13 protein-coding genes are annotated in these 16408 nt (G+C 71.3%); 8 read left to right on the top strand and 5 right to left on the bottom strand.

The window, feature by feature from the left end; translation table 11 throughout:
• The first annotated feature begins 350 nt into the window (after positions 1-350).
• Positions 351-2045, top strand: coding sequence for an ArnT family glycosyltransferase (locus ACFVWU_RS41045; RefSeq protein WP_387630905.1), 1695 nt, complete (start codon positions 351-353; stop codon positions 2043-2045).
• A gap of 51 nt (positions 2046-2096) precedes the next feature.
• Here the strand turns inward: ACFVWU_RS41045 and ACFVWU_RS41050 are convergent, their stop codons facing one another.
• Positions 2097-2591, bottom strand: coding sequence for a GNAT family N-acetyltransferase (locus tag ACFVWU_RS41050; protein ID WP_387630908.1), 495 nt, complete (start codon positions 2589-2591; stop codon positions 2097-2099).
• A 400-nt stretch (positions 2592-2991) separates the two neighbouring features.
• Here ACFVWU_RS41050 and ACFVWU_RS41055 point away from each other — a divergent pair, with 400 nt between their 5' ends.
• A complete protein-coding gene (locus ACFVWU_RS41055) occupies positions 2992-3942 on the top strand; it encodes a helix-turn-helix domain-containing protein (RefSeq protein WP_387630911.1) in 951 nt (316 codons plus the stop codon).
• A 13-nt stretch (positions 3943-3955) separates the two neighbouring features.
• Here the strand turns inward: ACFVWU_RS41055 and ACFVWU_RS41060 are convergent, their stop codons facing one another.
• The 4 genes from ACFVWU_RS41060 to ACFVWU_RS41075 form a co-directional block, all read right to left on the bottom strand.
• The gene (locus ACFVWU_RS41060; RefSeq protein WP_387630913.1) at positions 3956-4750 is read right to left on the bottom strand and encodes a histidine phosphatase family protein; all 795 of its coding nucleotides are present in this window, start codon (positions 4748-4750) and stop codon (positions 3956-3958) included.
• A 154-nt stretch (positions 4751-4904) separates the two neighbouring features.
• Positions 4905-6515, bottom strand: coding sequence for a monocarboxylate uptake permease MctP (gene mctP / locus ACFVWU_RS41065; RefSeq protein WP_387630916.1), 1611 nt, complete (start codon positions 6513-6515; stop codon positions 4905-4907).
• Complete coding sequence (locus ACFVWU_RS41070) at positions 6512-6775, bottom strand: DUF3311 domain-containing protein (protein WP_387630919.1); 264 nt, start codon at positions 6773-6775, stop codon at positions 6512-6514. The genes mctP and ACFVWU_RS41070 overlap by 4 nt, the downstream gene beginning before the upstream one ends.
• Positions 6776-7079: 304 nt before the next feature.
• Positions 7080-7871, bottom strand: coding sequence for a GntR family transcriptional regulator (locus ACFVWU_RS41075; RefSeq protein ID WP_387630921.1), 792 nt, complete (start codon positions 7869-7871; stop codon positions 7080-7082).
• Positions 7872-8207: 336 nt separating this feature from the next.
• Here ACFVWU_RS41075 and ACFVWU_RS41080 point away from each other — a divergent pair, with 336 nt between their 5' ends.
• From ACFVWU_RS41080 to ACFVWU_RS41105, 6 genes are all read left to right on the top strand, one after another.
• The gene (locus ACFVWU_RS41080; RefSeq protein ID WP_387630923.1) at positions 8208-9488 is read left to right on the top strand and encodes an extracellular solute-binding protein; all 1281 of its coding nucleotides are present in this window, start codon (positions 8208-8210) and stop codon (positions 9486-9488) included.
• 90 nt (positions 9489-9578) lie between these two features.
• Positions 9579-10604: a carbohydrate ABC transporter permease gene (locus ACFVWU_RS41085; RefSeq protein WP_387630925.1), complete on the top strand. Its 1026-nt coding sequence runs from the start codon at positions 9579-9581 to the stop codon at positions 10602-10604.
• Entirely contained in the window at positions 10601-11431 is an 831-nt protein-coding gene (locus ACFVWU_RS41090) for a carbohydrate ABC transporter permease (protein ID WP_387630928.1), read from the top strand. The genes ACFVWU_RS41085 and ACFVWU_RS41090 overlap by 4 nt, the downstream gene beginning before the upstream one ends.
• A gap of 6 nt (positions 11432-11437) precedes the next feature.
• A complete protein-coding gene (locus ACFVWU_RS41095) occupies positions 11438-12991 on the top strand; it encodes a glycoside hydrolase family 3 protein (RefSeq protein WP_387630931.1) in 1554 nt (517 codons plus the stop codon).
• Between the two features lie 423 nt (positions 12992-13414).
• Positions 13415-14728, top strand: a complete 1314-nt coding sequence (locus ACFVWU_RS41100; RefSeq protein ID WP_387630933.1) for an extracellular solute-binding protein — start codon at positions 13415-13417, stop codon at positions 14726-14728.
• A gap of 348 nt (positions 14729-15076) precedes the next feature.
• Positions 15077-16135 (top strand): SIS domain-containing protein, encoded by a 1059-nt coding sequence (locus ACFVWU_RS41105; RefSeq protein WP_387630935.1) that lies wholly within the window; start codon positions 15077-15079, stop codon positions 16133-16135.
• The last annotated feature ends 273 nt before the right edge of the window (positions 16136-16408 follow it).

Here is a 16408-nt window from a genome sequence, read left to right on the forward strand (position 1 = left end):
GGTACTGTTGACATCCTCCTCCGGCTGAGGCCGGAGGATCCCAACCTTCGCGGGTCGGGCTTTCTGCTTCACGGCCGGTTGCCGACCTGGGGTTACCAGCGGAGGGACGGTGTGCCGCCCATCGGTCTTACATCAGCTCCACAGACCTGACTTCCCGCCAGCCCGGCGGTAGGCCCGGTCGGCTTGGTTCTCGCCGACCGGGCAACAAAGACACTACCACCCGTGCTGGAACATGTGCGGGTAGTTAGCGGGCGACGGTCCGCCTCGACGGCGAATCGTCGTCACTTGTCCTGCTCCGCAGGGCCGTTTCCTCCCCCAGTCGAGGCCGGGGGCATCCATGGAGGTATCAGATGAGCGCGGACGGTCGCTGGATCCGGCCCGAGTCCACCCGCAAGCCCGTCCTGGGCCCCGCCGGGGCCCGCCCGGGCGGGGGCGTGGCGCTGGGCGAGCGCGACCGCGCGGCCGCGGCGGTGCCGGCGCCGTCCCCGACCGACCGGAGGCGCCGCAAGCCCGGACTGCCGCGGGTGCCGCAGCCGCCCCGGCCGGCGCTGCGGGCCGACTGGCTGCCGCTGCTGGCGGTGCTGCTGGTCCAGGGCGCGCTCTCGTACCACCTGATCGTCAGCAACACCGCGTTCATCGACGAGGGCACCTACATCTACTCCGGGTACCAGGAGATCGCGCACCTGCGGCACGGCACCGAGGTCTCGACGTACGAGACCTTCTTCTCCGGCTCCCCGCTGATCTACCCGGTGGTCGTCGCCGTGGCGGACTTCGTCGGCGGGCTGAACGGCGCCCGGTTGCTCAGTCTGGCGTTCATGCTCTCCGCGACCGTGGCCGTCCACCTGGCCACCCGGCGGCTGCACGGCTCGCTCGCGGCCTTGTGCGCGGCGGCGGCCTTCGCCGCGCTCGGCCCGACGCAGTTCCTGGGCGGTCTGGCCACCTACGACGCCATGGCGCTGGCGATCCTCGCCTGGGCCGGCTACCTGGCGGTGCGGCTGACCACCGGCGGCGGGTACCCGAGCCTGGTGGGCTCGGGGCTGCTGCTGGCCCTGGCCGGTGCGACCAAGTACGCGGCGCTGCTGTGGGTGCCGGTGGTGTGCGGCATCGCGGTGCTGGCCGGGACGGGCGGCTCGGCGCGCTCCTGGGCGCGCTGGCGGCGCGGGCTGCTGGTGCTGCTGACCTTCGCGGTGGCGGTCGGCGCAGCGGCCCTGGCGGCCGGGCAGCGGTACGTCGACGGTTTCAACCACACCACGCTCCAGCGTGCCCCGGGCCATGACGCCTACTCCTACGTGGCCGGGGAGGCCGCCCGCTGGGTCGGCCCGCTGCTGGTGGTGGCGCTGCTCGGGGTGCTGGCGCAACTGGTGCGGGCGCGCCGTCGCGGCGGCGCGGCCTGGACGGAGTTCTGGCTGGCCCTGGTGCTGCTGGTGGCCGGTCTGCTGGCGCCGGTGAACCAGGTCCGCATCCACACCTGGCTGTCGCTGCAGAAGCACGTGGACTTCGGCGCCTGGTTCTCGTGCATCGTGGTGGGCGCGGTCCTGGCCCGTACGGTGCTGTGGCTGCGGGGCCGCTTCCACGTCACGGCCGGGATCGTGGCCGCGGCGCTGGTGGTGGGCCCGCTGGCCTGGGAGGGCGCCGCCCAGGGCCGGGAGATGTTCGGCGAGTGGTCGAACTCGAAGGAGTTCGTCGCCGCGCTGGAGCCGTACATCGTCAAGGGCGACGACCGGTACCTGGTCGAGAACTACAACGTCCCCGCCTACTACCTGCGCAAGCAGAGCAACTGGCAGCAGTGGCACGACCTGGTGGCGGTGTTCCGCCGGGACCCGGCCACCGGCCAGATGCAGAACGGGGTGCCCGCCATCCAGGCCGGGATCGAGGCGCACGAGTGGAAGGTGGTGGTCCTGGACTTCACCCAGACCGGTGCCACCGACAGGGCGGTCCAGCCGACGCTGAAGGCCGCCGGGTACCGGGTGGCCACCGTGGTGAAGAGCGGCGAGCACGGCCGCTACACCGTCTACGTGGCCCCCGGGTACGACAAGCGGCCGTGACCGGGGCCCGGGGCGCGAGCTCCGGGTCGCCGTAGTCCGAGCCGCGGTGGTTCAGAACGCCATCGTGTAGACCATCAGGTCCATCCCCGGGTACGGCGCCCAGTCGCGAGCCGGGGTGCGCACGAAGCCGATGCGCTCGTAGACGCGGTGGGCGGCGGTCATCTCGGGGCGGGTGGAGAAGGCCATGCCGGCCAGGCCGAGTTCGCGGCTGCGGGCGACGGTGGCGCGCACCAGGGCCTCGCCGACGCCGCGGCCGCGGGAGGCGGCGGCGGTGGCGAGCATCCGGATCTCGCCCTCCCGGGGGGTGGCGATGTCGGCCCACTCGGTGCCGCCGACGGCGAAGGTCACGCAGCCGAGGACCCGCTCGTCGGCCGTGTCGACGGCGACCAGGAGTTCGGCCTCGCGGGAGCGGCGTCCGGCGTCCCGCAGCAGGTCGACGTAGCCGCTCGTGGGCTGGGTGTAGCCGTCGCCGACGAAGGCCTCGACGGTGATCCGACCGGCCTCTTCGAGGTCGCACGGGAGGGCCTGGCGGATGAGGAAGTCCATCGGGCCAGTGTGCCGGAGCCGTGCGGGGTTCTGATGTCGGGGGTGGAGCGGGCCGGGAGGGTGGCCGGGTCGGCGGAGGGGCGCAGCGAGGCGGCGGGCATGGTGCCGTACAGCCGGTCGGGGCGGTCGGGGTCGGCGGGGTAGCCGCCCGGGCGGTGGTAGTTGTCGCGGCCGGCGGCGGGTCCGCGGGAGAGTTCGCGGCCGATCAGGGTGCCGAGCAGGCCGAAGCCGCCGACGGCGCCGGCCAGGCCGAGTGCGCTTGCGAGGGTGCCGGGTTCCATGGGCACCACTGTGGCCGGGCGGTGCGGGTGCCCACGAGTGGCAGGAATGACCTTTTGCCTCGAAATCCTGCCACCCCGGCCCTTCCCCGCGTCCGGTCGGCCGGGGCATGCTGGTCGGCATGCTGAAGAACGTGGTCGCGGTGGTGCTGGAGGAGATCCACCCCTTCGAACTGGGCGTGGCCTGCGAGGTCTTCGGCCTGGACCGCACCGCGGACGGCCTGCCCGGGTACGACTTCGCGCTGGCCGGGGCGCGTCAGGGCCCGCACGCGACCCACTCGGGCTTCGCGGTGGACGTCCCGTACGGCCCGGAGCGGCTGGCCGCGGCGGACCTGGCGGTGGTGACGGCCTCGGGGATCCGCGAGCGGTACCCGGAGCCGCTGCTGGAGGCGCTGCGCGCGGTGGTGGCGAACGGCGGCCGGGTGCTGTCCATCTGCAGCGGCGCCTTCGTGCTGGGCGCCGCCGGGCTGCTGGACGGCCGCCGCTCGACCACCCACTGGCGGCACAGCGAGGAGCTGGCCGCGCGCTTCCCGAGGACGGTGGTCGAGCCGGACGTGCTGTACGTGGACGACGACCCGGTGGTCACCTCGGCGGGGACGGCGGCCGGCATCGACGCCTGTCTGCACCTGGTGCGCAAGGTGCAGGGCGCGGAGGTGGCCCGGGCGATCGCCCGCCGGATGGTGGTGGCGCCGCACCGGGAGGGCGGGCAGGCCCAGTTCGTGAACCGTCCGCTGCCGCAGGGGGACGGCGACTCGCTGGCGCCGCTGCTCGACTGGATGCGCCACCACCTGGACGAGGAGGCCACCGTCGAGCAGCTGGCCGCCCGGGCGCACATGTCGCCGCGCACCTTCGCCCGGCGCTTCCAGCAGGAGACCGGCACCACCCCGCACCGCTGGCTGACGGGGCAGCGGGTGCTGCTGGCGCAGCGGCTGCTGGAGTCGACCACCGAGTCGGTGGACGTGATCGCCGCGCGCTGCGGCTTCGGCAACGCGGCCGCGCTGCGCCACCACTTCGGGCGCCGGCTGGGCACCACGCCGTTGGCCTACCGGCGCTGCTTCGCCGACACCTGCTGATCCCGACCGGTCGTCAGTCGGCGTCGGCGGCCAGGTGGTCGACGGTGTTCCAGCGGTCCGGCCGCAGCCGCCCCTCCTGGGCCCGCCAGAGGCTGGTGGAGCAGTTGTGCACCGGCCCGAGCGCGGTGAGCTGCTGCTCGGTCAGCCGGTCCAGCGCGTAGCGCAGCATCAGCACCGTGCAGTCGTGGGCGACCAGCAGGACGGGCCGTCCGGCCTCCTCCTCGCAGACGTCCCGCAGCAGGCTGCGCACCCGCAGCGCGACGTCGGCCCAGGACTCGCCGCCGGGCGGGCGGTAGTACAGCTCGCCCATCTTGCGCCGCCGGGCCGCCTCCTCGGGGTGCTTGGTCTCGATGGCGGCCTTCGGCAGCATCTCCAGGACGCCGAGTTCGCGGTCGCGCAGCCGCTCGTCGTAGCGGACGGCCAGGGTGACGGGGACGGCGCCGAGCCCGGCGGCCTGGGCGAGGGCGATCCTGGCGGTCTCGGCGGTGCGCGTGTACGGCGAGCACCAGACGCTGCGCGGGCGGTCGGCGCTGGGCAGGGCGGCCCACCAGCGGCCGAGCGCCTGGGCCTGCCGCTGGCCTTGCAGCGACAGCGGGATGTCGGCGTCGCGGCAGCTGATCGGGACGCTGAGCGCGCCGGCGGCCTCGGCCAGCTGGAACTCGACGTTGGCGGTGGACTCGCCGTGCCGGGTGGCGATCAGCACGGACGGCAGCCGGGTGGCCGACGCCGGGCGGTGGGCGGTGACGTGGTGGTGCGGGCTCTGGGTGGACTGGTGCTGGCCGTTGAGGGTGGTGCCGAGTTCTGCCATGCCGCGAGCTCCCCGTGGGTCGATCAGGTGCCGGCCGGTTGCCGGTCCGGTCTGGTGGTGCCCGGCGTGCACGCCTGTTCATACATATGATCGCGCCGCCTTCTCCAGTGTTCACGGAGAAGGCGGCGCGATCACAGGGCGCGCGCAGCGGCAATCAGTGCGCCGCTACGGGCTCCGGCGCGTTCTCCAGCTCGTCGTCGCCGGCCTCGGCGCTGTAGTCGGACGGCTTGGTCTCGTCCGGGCCGTCGGGCGCCTTGACCGCGCGCAGCACCAGGGTGAGCGCCACCGCGACGATCAGGTTGAGCGCGAAGGCGGTCAGGCCGATGTAGCCGATCTCGCCGATGCCGGGGATCTTGTCCGCGTTGCCGCCGAAGTGCTTGGTGGCCGGGCTGGCGATCCCGTACGCCTTCCAGGTGCCGTAGACCATGCCGGCCGCCCAGCCGGCGAACAGGGCCCAGTGGTGGAACCAGCGGGTGAACAGGCCGCCGACGATGGCCACGAAGGTCTGCAGGATCCACAGGCCGCCCAGCAGCTGGAGGTTGATCGCGGCCTGCTTGTCCATGCCGAGCACGAAGACCAGCGCGCCGACCTTGACCAGCAGCGAGACCAGCTTGGCGACGCGGGTCTCGTCCGCCGGGGTGGCGGCGGGCTTGAGCCAGTCCTTGTAGACGTTGCGGGTGAACAGGTTGGCCGCGGCGATGGACATGATGGCGGCCGGCACCAGCGCGCCGATGCCGATCGCGGCGAAGGCCACGCCGGTGAACCAGTCCGGGAACACGTTCGCGAACAGCTGCGGCACCGAGAGCTGGGAGTTGTAGCCCTTGACGCCGCTGCCGACGCCCGCCGCGATCGCCATGAAGCCCAGCAGCGCCAGCAGGCCGAGCATCAGCGAGTACGCGGGCATGATCGCCATGTTGCGGCGCACGGTGTTGCGGGACTTGGAGGCCAGCACGCCGGTCACCGAGTGCGGGTACATGAACAGCGCCATCGCCGAGCCGAGGCCCAGCGTCGCGTACGTCCACTGCTTGTTGTCCGGGACGGTCAGCGAGCCGGCCTTGGTCTGCTTGAAGTGGTCGGCGGCCGCGCTGAAGATGTGCCCGTAGCCGCCGAGGCGGATCGGGATGTAGATCACCGCGACGATGATCACGATGTAGACCAGGGCGTCCTTGACGAAGGCGATCAGCGCCGGGGCGCGCAGGCCGGAGGAGTAGGTGTAGGCGGCCAGCACGCCGAAGGCGATGAACAGCGGCAGGTCCTTGACGAACCAGTTGGCGTTCTCGCCGCCGCCGACGCCGAGCACGTCCAGCACGGCCTGGATGCCGACCAGCTGGAGGGCGATGTACGGCATGGTGGCCAGGATCCCGGTCAGCGCGACGACCAGGGACAGCGGCCGCGAGCCGTACCGGCCGCGGACGAAGTCGGCCGGGGTGACGTAGCCGTGCACCCGGGAGACCGACCAGAGCCGGGGCAGGAAGAGGAAGACCAGCGGGTAGGCGATGATCGTGTACGGCACCGCGAAGAAGCCCGCCGCGCCGGTCGCGTACACCGCCGCCGGGACGGCCACGAAGGTGTACGCGGTGTAGAGGTCGCCGCCGAGCAGGAACCAGGTCACCCAGGTCCCGAAGCTGCGCCCGCCCAGGCCCCACTCGTCCAGGTGGGCCGAGTCGTCCGCGCGGCGCCAGCGCGAGGCCAGGAAGCCCATCACGGTGACCAGGGCGAAGAACAGCACGAAGACCACGAGGGCCGGGACGTTGACGTCCTTCATCGCGCACCGCCCTTGCGGGCCGCCGCGCGGGCCTTCTCGTCCCGGGTGATCAGCAGGTAGGCGGCGACGGTGAAGATCGCCGACACCGGCACCCAGAGCAGCTGGTACCAGTAGAAGAAGGGCACCCCGGCCATCGCCGGGTCGGTCTTGTCGTACGAGGACACCCAGAGCATCGCGACGATCGGCACGAGCAGGGCGAGCCCGGCCAGCACCCGCTCGGGGGTCACGGCCGGGACGGGCAGCCCGGCTGGCTCGGGCACGACAGAGTCGGTGGGGGCTTGGTCAGACGGCATCTTCGGCTCCGCTCCGGAGGGTTCTCGCCGTCGGCGCCGCAGCCCCGGGAGCCGTCGCGCACCCCCGTGAGCCCGCCGAGCAGCACCATCGGTGATCGGCAGTCAGTACGGCTGCGCAATCTAGGGCATGGGGTGATCCATGTCACCGGAAATGACGGAACTTCCCACCAGCCGGACGTAGTCGACCGAAGTCCGTCGCCGCCGTGGCGCGAACGGGCACCGGCGCGCGGGTCGCGTGCGCCGGTGCCCGAGGAACAACAGGGGCGCGCGGTTACTCCGGCCGCTTCAGCCGGGTGATGAACTTGTAGCGGTCGCCGCGGTAGATCGAGCGGACCCACTCCACCGGGTTGCCCTCGGCGTCGAAGGAGTGCCGGGAGAGCTGGAGCATCGGCAGGCCGAGGTCGGAGCCGAGCAGCCCGGCCTCGCGCGGGTTGGCCAGGGTGGTCTCGATGGTCTCCTCGGCCTCGGCCACGGTGACCCCGTACACCTCGCGCAGCGCCGCGTACAGCGAGGTGTGCTTGCCGAGGTTCTTGCGCAGGGCGGGGAAGCGCTTGGCGGACAGGTGGGCGACCTCGATGGCCATCGGGTCGCCGTTGGCCAGCCGCAGCCGCTCGATCCGCAGCACCCGGCCGCCGGGCTTGATGTCGAGCAGCGGGGCGAGCCGGTCGTCGGCGGTGATGTAGCCGATCTCGATCAGCCGGGAGGTGGGCTCCAGGCCCTGGGCGCGCATGTCCTCGGTGTAGGAGGTCAGTTGCAGGGCCTGGGCGACCTTGGGCTTGGCCACGAAGGTGCCCTTGCCCTGGATGCGCTCCAGCCGGCCCTCGACCACCAGCTCCTGCAGGGCCTGGCGCACGGTGGTGCGCGAGGTGTCGAACTGGGCGGCGAGCGCTCGTTCGGGCGGGACCGGGGTGCCCGCGGGCTGGGTCTCGGTCAGCTGGAGGAGGTGGCGCTTGAGGCCGTAGTACTTGGGGACGCGCGCGGTCGGGTCGGCGCCGGACTGCGTCGGGAGGTTCTTCACCTCGGGGTCGTCGGCCTGGGCGGTGGTTCCCCCGTCGCTGCTCATCGGACCTGTTCTCCCGCTTCTCGCGGGGCCCTTTACAGCCCCGCCACATCGTTAACGGGTCACATCGTTGCATGTATGGCTACGGAACGAATACCTCATCACGCGATGAACGATGTGCGGTGTCGGCTTGATAACGGGTGGTCGAGATCGGTCGAACAGCCGTTGACAGGCCCATTGGTCTAGGCCAAGCTCCAGGCATCTGGTCTACACCACTAGGCCGGCAACGATGAATCCCCCCACCCGCCCGCAGGGTCCGCGGCACCAATCCTCCCGCTTCGTGTGGGTCTGCCGCTGCCGCCCGACGGGGGTAACCCAGGCATCCCTCAGGAGGATGGCGTGAAGCGTCAGCTCATCGCGGCGGTCGGCGTCGCAGCAATGGTCGTCGGTCTCGCGGCTTGCGGCTCGGACGGCAAGAGCGACGACAGCAAGAGCGGTTCGTCCTCGGCGGCCAAGAACTTCGACGGCAAGACCCTCACGGTGTGGCTGATGGACGGCTCGGCCCCCAAGGGCTGGGAGGACAGCGTCAAGGCGGACTTCGCCGCCGCCTACCCGGGTGCCAAGCTCGACATCCAGACCCAGAAGTGGAACGGCATCGGCCAGAAGGTCACCGCCGCCCTCTCCGAGGGCTCGGTCGACGTCCTGGAGATCGGCAACACCCAGACGGCGGGCTACGCGGCCACCGGCGGCCTGCTCGACATCACCAAGGACAAGACCGACCTGGGCGGCGCGGACTGGGCCGCGAACCTGAACGAGTCCTCGATCCTGGACGGCAAGCAGTACGCCGCCCCGTGGTACTTCACCAACCGCGTGGTGACCTACAACAAGGACATCTGGACCAAGGCCGGCATCACCGCCGCGCCGAAGACCCTGGACGAGTTCTACGCCGACCTGGACAAGGTCAAGGCCGTCCCGGGCGTCACCGACCCGCTCTACATGCCGGGTCAGGAGTGGTACACCTACTTCGGCCTGCTGACCAGCGAGGGCGGCAAGTTCGCCAAGAAGGACGGCGACAAGTGGGCCGGCGGCCTGTCGTCCCCCGAGGCGCAGAAGGCCTTCGAGACCTACAAGAAGCTGCAGAGCTACTCGGCCACCGCCCCGAAGGACAAGGACGAGGCCACCCCGCAGCAGAAGGACGTCTTCGCCAAGGGCGACATCGGCACGATCATCGGCCTCGGCTGGGAGGTCCCCAAGCCCGAGGAGCTGGCCGCCGACAAGATCGGCTACTTCCCGCTGCCCGGCAAGACCGCGGACAAGCCGTCCAGCGTCTTCCTCGGCGGCTCGAACCTGGCGATCGCCCAGCAGACCAAGAACCCCGAGCTCGCCAAGGGCTTCCTGAAGATCGCCCTCAGCGACAAGAACGAGGGCCTGTTCGCCGCGGCCGGCTCCATCCCGAACAAGACCTCGCTCAACAGCAAGGTGGCCGGCGACTTCGCCAAGGCCGCCCTGCCGGCCTCCGCCAACGGCGCGATCACCCCGAACGTTCCGACCTGGACCAACGTCGAGAACGAGCCGAACCCGATCAAGGACTTCCTGACCGCGGCGCTGACCGGCGACTACGCCGCCGCGGCCAAGAAGGCCGACGACGAGATCGCGAAGCGTCTCAACACCAAGCAGTAGGCAGTTGAGCGGCGTCGCTCACCGGCTCCCGGCGGGGGGCCGGTGGGCGGCGCCCGTCCGTCGTGGTCAGGTTGTGAGGAAGAGAGAACGATGGCCGTGCATTCGGACCCGGTGCGGACACAGTCCCCGGGCACAGGGAAGGCCGCCGTGGCCACCACCGACGCGATCGCCGGCGACGGCACCGGAAGCACTCCGGGGAAAGCCGGCAGAACGACCGGCGAACCGGGCCTCGGCGCCCGTCTCGCGCCGTACCTGCTGCTGCTGCCGGCCACCGTGGCGACCATCGGCCTGCTGGGCTGGCCGCTGCTCAAGACGGTCCTGCTGTCGTTCCAGAACCTCAACAAGCGGCAGTTCATCCAGCACCTGACCGAGTGGAACGGCTTCGACAACTACAAGGAGCAGCTGACCGATTCGGAGTTCTGGACGGTCACCGGCCGCACGATCGGCTTCACCGCCGTCAACGTGGTGCTGATCATGGTCGGCGGCACCCTGATCGGCCTGCTGCTCAACCGCCTCGGCACGAGGATGCGCCTGGCGCTGTCGGTCGCGCTGGTCCTCGCCTGGGCGATGCCGGTGGTGGCCGCGACCACCGTCTACACCTGGCTCTTCGACCAGAACTTCGGCGTCGTCGACTGGTTCCTGGACCAGCTGGGCTGGCACTCGATGGCCCACTTCAACTGGTACAGCGGCGAGTACTCGACCTTCTTCGTGATCGTGCTGCTGATCGTGTGGATGTCGATCCCGTTCGTGGCGATCAACATGTACGCCGCGCTGACCACCATCCCCAAGGAGCTCTACGAGGCCGCCCGGATGGACGGCGCCGGCCCCGTCAAGACCTTCACCGCGGTGGTCTTCCCCAGTCTGAAGCCCTTCTTCCTGGCCACGACCTTCCTGGAGATCATCTGGGTCTTCAAGGCGTTCACCCAGGTCTACCTGATCAACCACGGCGGACCGGACGGGCTGACCCGCACGCTGCCGGTGCACGCCTTCCTGGAAGGCATCGGCGCCCAGCGCTTCGGTGCGGGCTCCGCGATCGCGGTGCTCACCATCCTGATGCTGGCCGCGCTGATGTCGTACTACTTCCGCATCATCCTGAAGCAGGAGGACGAGCTGTGAGGCGCTCGCTCATCGGACGTACCTGGCCGAACGTGATCGCGGTCGCCCTCTTCGTCTTCTTCGTCTTCCCCGTCTACTGGATGATCTCCACGTCCTTCAAGCAGGACAAGGACATCATCAGCCGGACCCCGGTCTTCCTCCCGCTGGACGCGACCTTCGCCCACTTCGACCGGGCCGTGCACGCCGACAACTTCTGGACGTACGTCACCAACAGCCTCACGGTGACCATCGGCGCGGTGCTCATCTCGCTGGCCATCGCGACCCTGGCGTCCTTCGCCGTCGCCCGGATGAAGTTCCGCGGCCGCAAGTCCTTCGTGCTGGTCGTCATGGCGGCCCAGATGGCGCCGTGGGAGGTCATGACCATCGGCGTCTACATGCTCTCCCGCGACAACGACCTGCTGAACAGCCTCGTCCCGCTCACCGCCTTCTACATGATGATGGTGCTGCCCTTCACCATCTGGACGCTGCGCGGCTTCATCGCCGCGGTGCCGAAGGAGCTGGAGGAGTCGGCCATGGTGGACGGCTGCACCCGCACCCAGGCCTTCCTGAAGGTGATCTTCCCGCTGCTGGCCCCCGGCCTGATGTCGACCTCGCTGTTCGGCTTCGTCACCGCGTGGAACGAGTTCCCGCTCGTCCTGTGGCTGAACAAGAAGCCCGACAGCCAGACCCTGCCGCTGTGGCTGTCGTCCTTCCAGACCAACTTCGGCACGGACTGGGGCGCCACCATGGCCGCGTCGACCCTCTTCGCGGTCCCGATCCTGATCCTGTTCTTCTTCCTGCAGCGCAAGGCGGTCGGCGGTCTGACCGACGGCGCCGTGAAGGGCTGAGCCAACGTGAGCATCCTCGTTCCCACCGCCCCGGACAGCGACCAGCTGCACCGCGACGCCCTGACCGTCCTGCAGCCCGGCTTCGTCGGCACCGAGCCGCCGGCCTGGCTGCGCCGCCACCTGGCCGCCGGGCTCGGCTCGGTCGCGCTGTTCGACCGCAACGTGGTCGACCTCGACCAGCTCTCCGCGCTGACCCGGGCGCTGCGCGCGGAGAATCCCGACCTCCTGATCGCCATCGACGAGGAGAGCGGCGACGTGACCCGGCTGGAGGCGGGCTCCGGCTCGTCCTGGCCCGGCAACCTCGCGCTCGGCGCGATCGACGACCCGGCGCTGACCCGGGACGTCGCCCGCGAGCTGGGTCGGGCACTGGCCGCGGCCGGCGTCAACTACAACTGGGCGCCCACCGCCGACGTCAACTCCAACCCGCGCAACCCGGTCATCGGCGTCCGCTCCTTCGGCGCCGACCCCGAGCTGTGCGCCCGGCACACCGCCGCCTGGGTCGAGGGCCTGCAGTCGGCCGGCGTGGCCGCCTGCTCCAAGCACTTCCCCGGCCACGGCGACACCGCGGTGGACTCGCACCACGGCCTGCCGGTCATCGACGTCGACCTGGACGTGCTGCGCGCCCGCGACCTGGTGCCGTTCCAGGCCGCGATCGCGGCCGGCACCAAGGCCGTGATGACCGCCCACATCATGATCCCGGCGCTGGACCCGATGCTGCCGGCCACCCTGAGCCCGACCGTGCTGCGCGACCTGCTGCGCGCCGCCCCGGCCGACGGGGGCCTCGGCTACCAGGGCCTGGTCGTCAGCGACGCGATCGAGATGGGTGCCATCGCCGACACCTTCGGCATGGGCGAGGGCACCGTGCTGGCCCTGGCGGCCGGTGCGGACGCGATCTGCGTCGGCGGCGGGCTGGCCGACGAGGAGACCGTGCTGATGCTGCGCGACGCCATCGTGGCGGGCGTGCGCTCCGGCCGGCTCACCGAGGAGCGGCTGGCGGACGCCGCCGAACGGGTCCGGGCGCTGGGCAGTTGGGGCCGGATCTCGGCCCAGGGCGAGCGGGTGGAGCCGGACCTGGCGGTGGGCCTGCGGGCCGCGCGCCGGGCACTGCGGGTGGTCAGGGCGCCGGGCCGCGAGGTGCTGCCGGTGAGCGAGCGCCCGTACGTGGCCTCGTTCTCGGACGAGCCGAACATCGCGGTCGGCGACGTCACCCCGTGGGGCGTGGCCGGCATGCTGGCGGACCGATTCCCCGGTACCCGCACCCGCGAGGTGTCGGCCGCCGAGGCCGCCCCGGAGCTGCTGGACGCCCTGGTCGCCGAGCTGGTGGCCGGCGCCGAGGGCCGCCGCCTGGTGCTGGTGGTCCGGGACGCCCACCGGCACGCGTGGATGTCCGCCGCGCTGAGCCGCCTGGTGGCGGCCCGGCCGGACGCCGCGGTGGTGGAGATGGGGCTGCCCCAGTCCGAGCCGATCGGCGCGCTCCACATCGCCACCCACGGCGCCGCCCGGGTCTGCGGGCTGGCGGCCGTGGAGGTGCTCACCGGGCAGCCGGGAGCGATCGGCTGAACGGATTGACGGGACGTCACCGGCCGTGTCCGGCAGGCGTCGGTCGACGGGCCCGCCATGCGCATGCCGCGCGGCGGGCCCGTCCCGTTCTCCCGGTGTTCACCTGCGCTCTCGTCAGGTGACCGTGCTCCCTCGAGCAGGCCTTGAACCCGCCTCAAGCCCCACCGAGGGTGACGGCCCGGCGACTGATCGACGCGCGGTACAACGGCTCTGCAACGGCCCTGGAAACAGGGGCTGTTGGCCGTTGACACCACAGTTGGTCTAGGCCAGAGTCCATGCATCCGGTTCGAATTCGAACGTCGCCGGATGTGGCACCGCGCCCTCCTCGAAGCTCTGCGCCGCCCCTGCCCGGACTCTCCGCCGCGGGCGCCCGTCACGCTGTCGGCGGGCATCACCGGCTCTTGAACACCCTCGGAGGATGGCGTGAAGAAGCGTCAGCTCGTGTCCGCGCTCGGGATCGCGGCCCTGGCAGTCGGACTGACGGCCTGTTCCCCGTCCGGCCCGCCCTCGGGAGGTGGCACGGGCTCCTCCGTCGACCCGAAGGCCGCCACCGGCACCGTCACCGTCTGGCTGATGGACGACGCCCAGAAGAACTGGCCCGACATCGTCCAGCGGGTCAACGACGGGTTCGCGGCGAAGTACCCGGGCGTCAGCCTCAAGCTGGTCTACCAGGGCTGGGCCGACAAGGTCGGCAGGCTCGACAAGGCCCTCGCCGACGGCAACGCCCCCGACGTGGTCGAACTCGGCAACACCGAGACCATGAAGTACGTGCTCTCCGGCGCGCTCGCCCCGGTGGACCGCACCTCCTTCGACAACTCCGACACCTGGATCAAGGCGCTCGCCAACACCTGCACCTATCAGGACAAGCTGTGGTGCGTGCCGTACTACGCCGGTGCCCGGGTCGCCATCTACAACTCCACCAGCTTCCAACAGGCCACCGGCAGCGCGGAGTTCCCCAGGACCGAGGCCGACCTGCTGGCCGCCCTGGACCGGATCGCCGACAAGAACAAGGCCGACAGGACCTTCTCCCCGCTCTACCTGCCCGGCCCGTACTGGTACGCCGCGATGAGCTACGTGGCCGCGTACGGCGGCAGCATCGCCAAGTTCGACAGCGCCGGCAACTGGCACGGCACCCTGCACGACCCCAAGTCCCAGCAGGGCATCAGCCACTTCGCCGACCTGGTGCGCAAGTACAACAAGGGCGACCTGACGGTGAACGAGCAGAACCAGTTCGAGTCGATGGCCCGCGGGCACGCCGCCTCCTTCTACGGCAACGGCTTCGAGGCGGCCGGCGTCACCGCGCCGGTCACCGGCGACCCGAGCCTCAAGGACGCCGTCAAGGTGGCCACCATGCCCGGTCCGGACGGCAGGCCGCTGCCCACCTTCATCGGCGGCTCCGACCTCGCGGTCACCGCCAAGTCCCCGCAGGCGGCGCTGGCCACCGACTGGATCCGGATGTTCACCAGCACCAAGTCCGAGCAGGCGCTGGCCGACAAGGACATCCTGCCGAACAACCTCACCCAGCTGAACCCGCTGAAGAACAAGCCCACCACCGCCGCCGCGGCCAACGCCGTCCCGGACGCCTGGTTCACCCCGCTGGCGCCCGGCTGGGGCGCGGTGGAGAAGCAGAAGATCATCCCCGACATGCTGACCTCGATCCTCAAGGGCAAGTCCGTGGACCAGGCCACCAAGGACGCCGACGCCGCGATCGACCAGCTGATCAACAACCCGTCCTGACACCGGAAGGCCGCAGCCGAACGCCCCTGCCCGCCGCCGGGGTCCCCGCCCCGAGCCGAAGGGGCGCGCCGGTGTCGAAAGGGAGAAGTGACAAGCGAGGAACGAGCGCCGGAGCGCCGACCGTCGGCACCGGGCCAAGAGCACCCCGGAGGCGAGCGGGCGAATCAAGGCGGGGGCGGCGGGCAGGCGCGGTCCGGGGGTGCCCGGCGCGGGGCGCCCTCGTAGGATTGCGCCAGGAAACCAGGAAGCCAGGAAGACCGCAGCGAGTGTGCGGACTCGCCGCCGTAGAGATCCCCGTCGGGTGACCGCCAGGGCGGGGTCGACCCATCTCATCGGAGGCACACCCAGATGTCCGACCCGCAGACTGTTTCCGTTCCCGGCCGGATCATGGCGGCGGAGATGGCCGAGCAGCCGGCCGTCCTCCAGCGCATCCTCGACGAGGGCGCGCCCAGGATCCGCGACATCGCAGCCCAGATCGCCGCCCGCAGCCCCCGCTTCGTCCTGCTGACCGCGCGCGGCACGTCCGACAACGCGGCGCTCTACGCCAAGTACCTGGTCGAGATCCTGCTCGGCAAGCCGGCCGGCCTGACCTCGATGTCCACCACCACCGCGTACGGCGCCAAGCCGGACCTCACCGATGTCCTGGTCATCACCGTCAGCCAGTCCGGCGGCTCGCCGGACCTGGTCGCCTCCACCAAGGCCGCCCGCGAGGCCGGGGCGATCACCCTCGCCGTCACCAACAACCCCGGCTCCCCGCTGGCCGAGGTCTCCGAGTTCCACATCGACGTGCTGGCCGGGCCGGAGAAGGCGCTGCCGGCCACCAAGACCTACACCGCCGAGCTGCTGGCGCTCTATCTGCTGGTCGAGGGCCTGCGCGGCGGGGACGGCTCGGCCGCCGAGGAACTGCCCGCGCTGGCCGCCGGCGTGCTGTCCCGGCAGGCCGAGGTGAAGGCGCTGGCCGAGCGCTACCGCTTCGCCCAGCGCCTGGTCATCACCTCGCGCGGCTACGGCTACCCGACCGCCCGCGAGGCGGCGCTCAAGCTGATGGAGACCACGTACATCCCGGCCACCCCGTTCTCCGGCGCCGACCTGCTGCACGGCCCGCTGGCCATGGTGGACAACGTCTCGCCGGTCATCGCGATCGTCCCGGACGGCAAGGGCGGGGAGGCCCTGCAGCCGGTACTGGACCGGCTGCGCGGGCGCGGCGCGGACCTCGTGGTGATCGGCCAGCAGGCCCAGGTGGACGCCGCCTCGGCGGGCTTCGCGCTGCCGGCCGGCGTGCCCGAGGAGGTCCAGCCGATCCTGGAGATCATGCCGCTGCAGCATCTGGCCTACGAGGTCACCATCGCCCGCGGCCAGGACCCGGACGCCCCGCGCGCCCTCGCCAAGGTCACCGAGACCCGCTGAGGGTGTGATTCGCCCGCTCTGTGTTGGTCGCCCGCTCGCCTCCGGGGCGCTCTGACCCGGTGCCGACGGTCGTCGCTCCGGCGCTCCTTCGTCGCTGGTCGCTTCTCCCTTTCGACACCGGCGCGCCCCTTCGGCTCGGGGCTGTGTTGGTCGCCCGCTCGCCTCCGGGGCGCTCTGACCCGGTGCCGACGGTCGGCGGGCACTGCGCCACCTCCTTCGTCGGCGGCTTGGCTCTTCTCCCTTTCGGCACCGGCGCGCCCCTTCGGCTCGGGG

It is taken from the genome of Kitasatospora sp. NPDC058190 (genome assembly GCF_042883685.1).
In the GTDB taxonomy this organism is placed as follows: domain Bacteria; phylum Actinomycetota; class Actinomycetes; order Streptomycetales; family Streptomycetaceae; genus Kitasatospora.

What these genes read in the sequence shown, in the direction of transcription:
- ACFVWU_RS41045 (WP_387630905.1), top strand. Translation starts at nt 351, where the DNA reads ATGAGCGCGGACGGTCGCTGGATCCGGCCCGAGTCCACCCGCAAGCCC.
- ACFVWU_RS41050 (WP_387630908.1), bottom strand. Translation starts at nt 2,591, where the DNA reads ATGGACTTCCTCATCCGCCAGGCCCTCCCGTGCGACCTCGAAGAGGCC.
- ACFVWU_RS41055 (WP_387630911.1), top strand. Translation starts at nt 2,992, where the DNA reads ATGCTGAAGAACGTGGTCGCGGTGGTGCTGGAGGAGATCCACCCCTTC.
- ACFVWU_RS41060 (WP_387630913.1), bottom strand. Translation starts at nt 4,750, where the DNA reads ATGGCAGAACTCGGCACCACCCTCAACGGCCAGCACCAGTCCACCCAG.
- mctP (WP_387630916.1), bottom strand. Translation starts at nt 6,515, where the DNA reads ATGAAGGACGTCAACGTCCCGGCCCTCGTGGTCTTCGTGCTGTTCTTC.
- ACFVWU_RS41075 (WP_387630921.1), bottom strand. Translation starts at nt 7,871, where the DNA reads ATGAGCAGCGACGGGGGAACCACCGCCCAGGCCGACGACCCCGAGGTG.
- ACFVWU_RS41085 (WP_387630925.1), top strand. Translation starts at nt 9,579, where the DNA reads ATGGCCGTGCATTCGGACCCGGTGCGGACACAGTCCCCGGGCACAGGG.
- ACFVWU_RS41105 (WP_387630935.1), top strand. Translation starts at nt 15,077, where the DNA reads ATGTCCGACCCGCAGACTGTTTCCGTTCCCGGCCGGATCATGGCGGCG.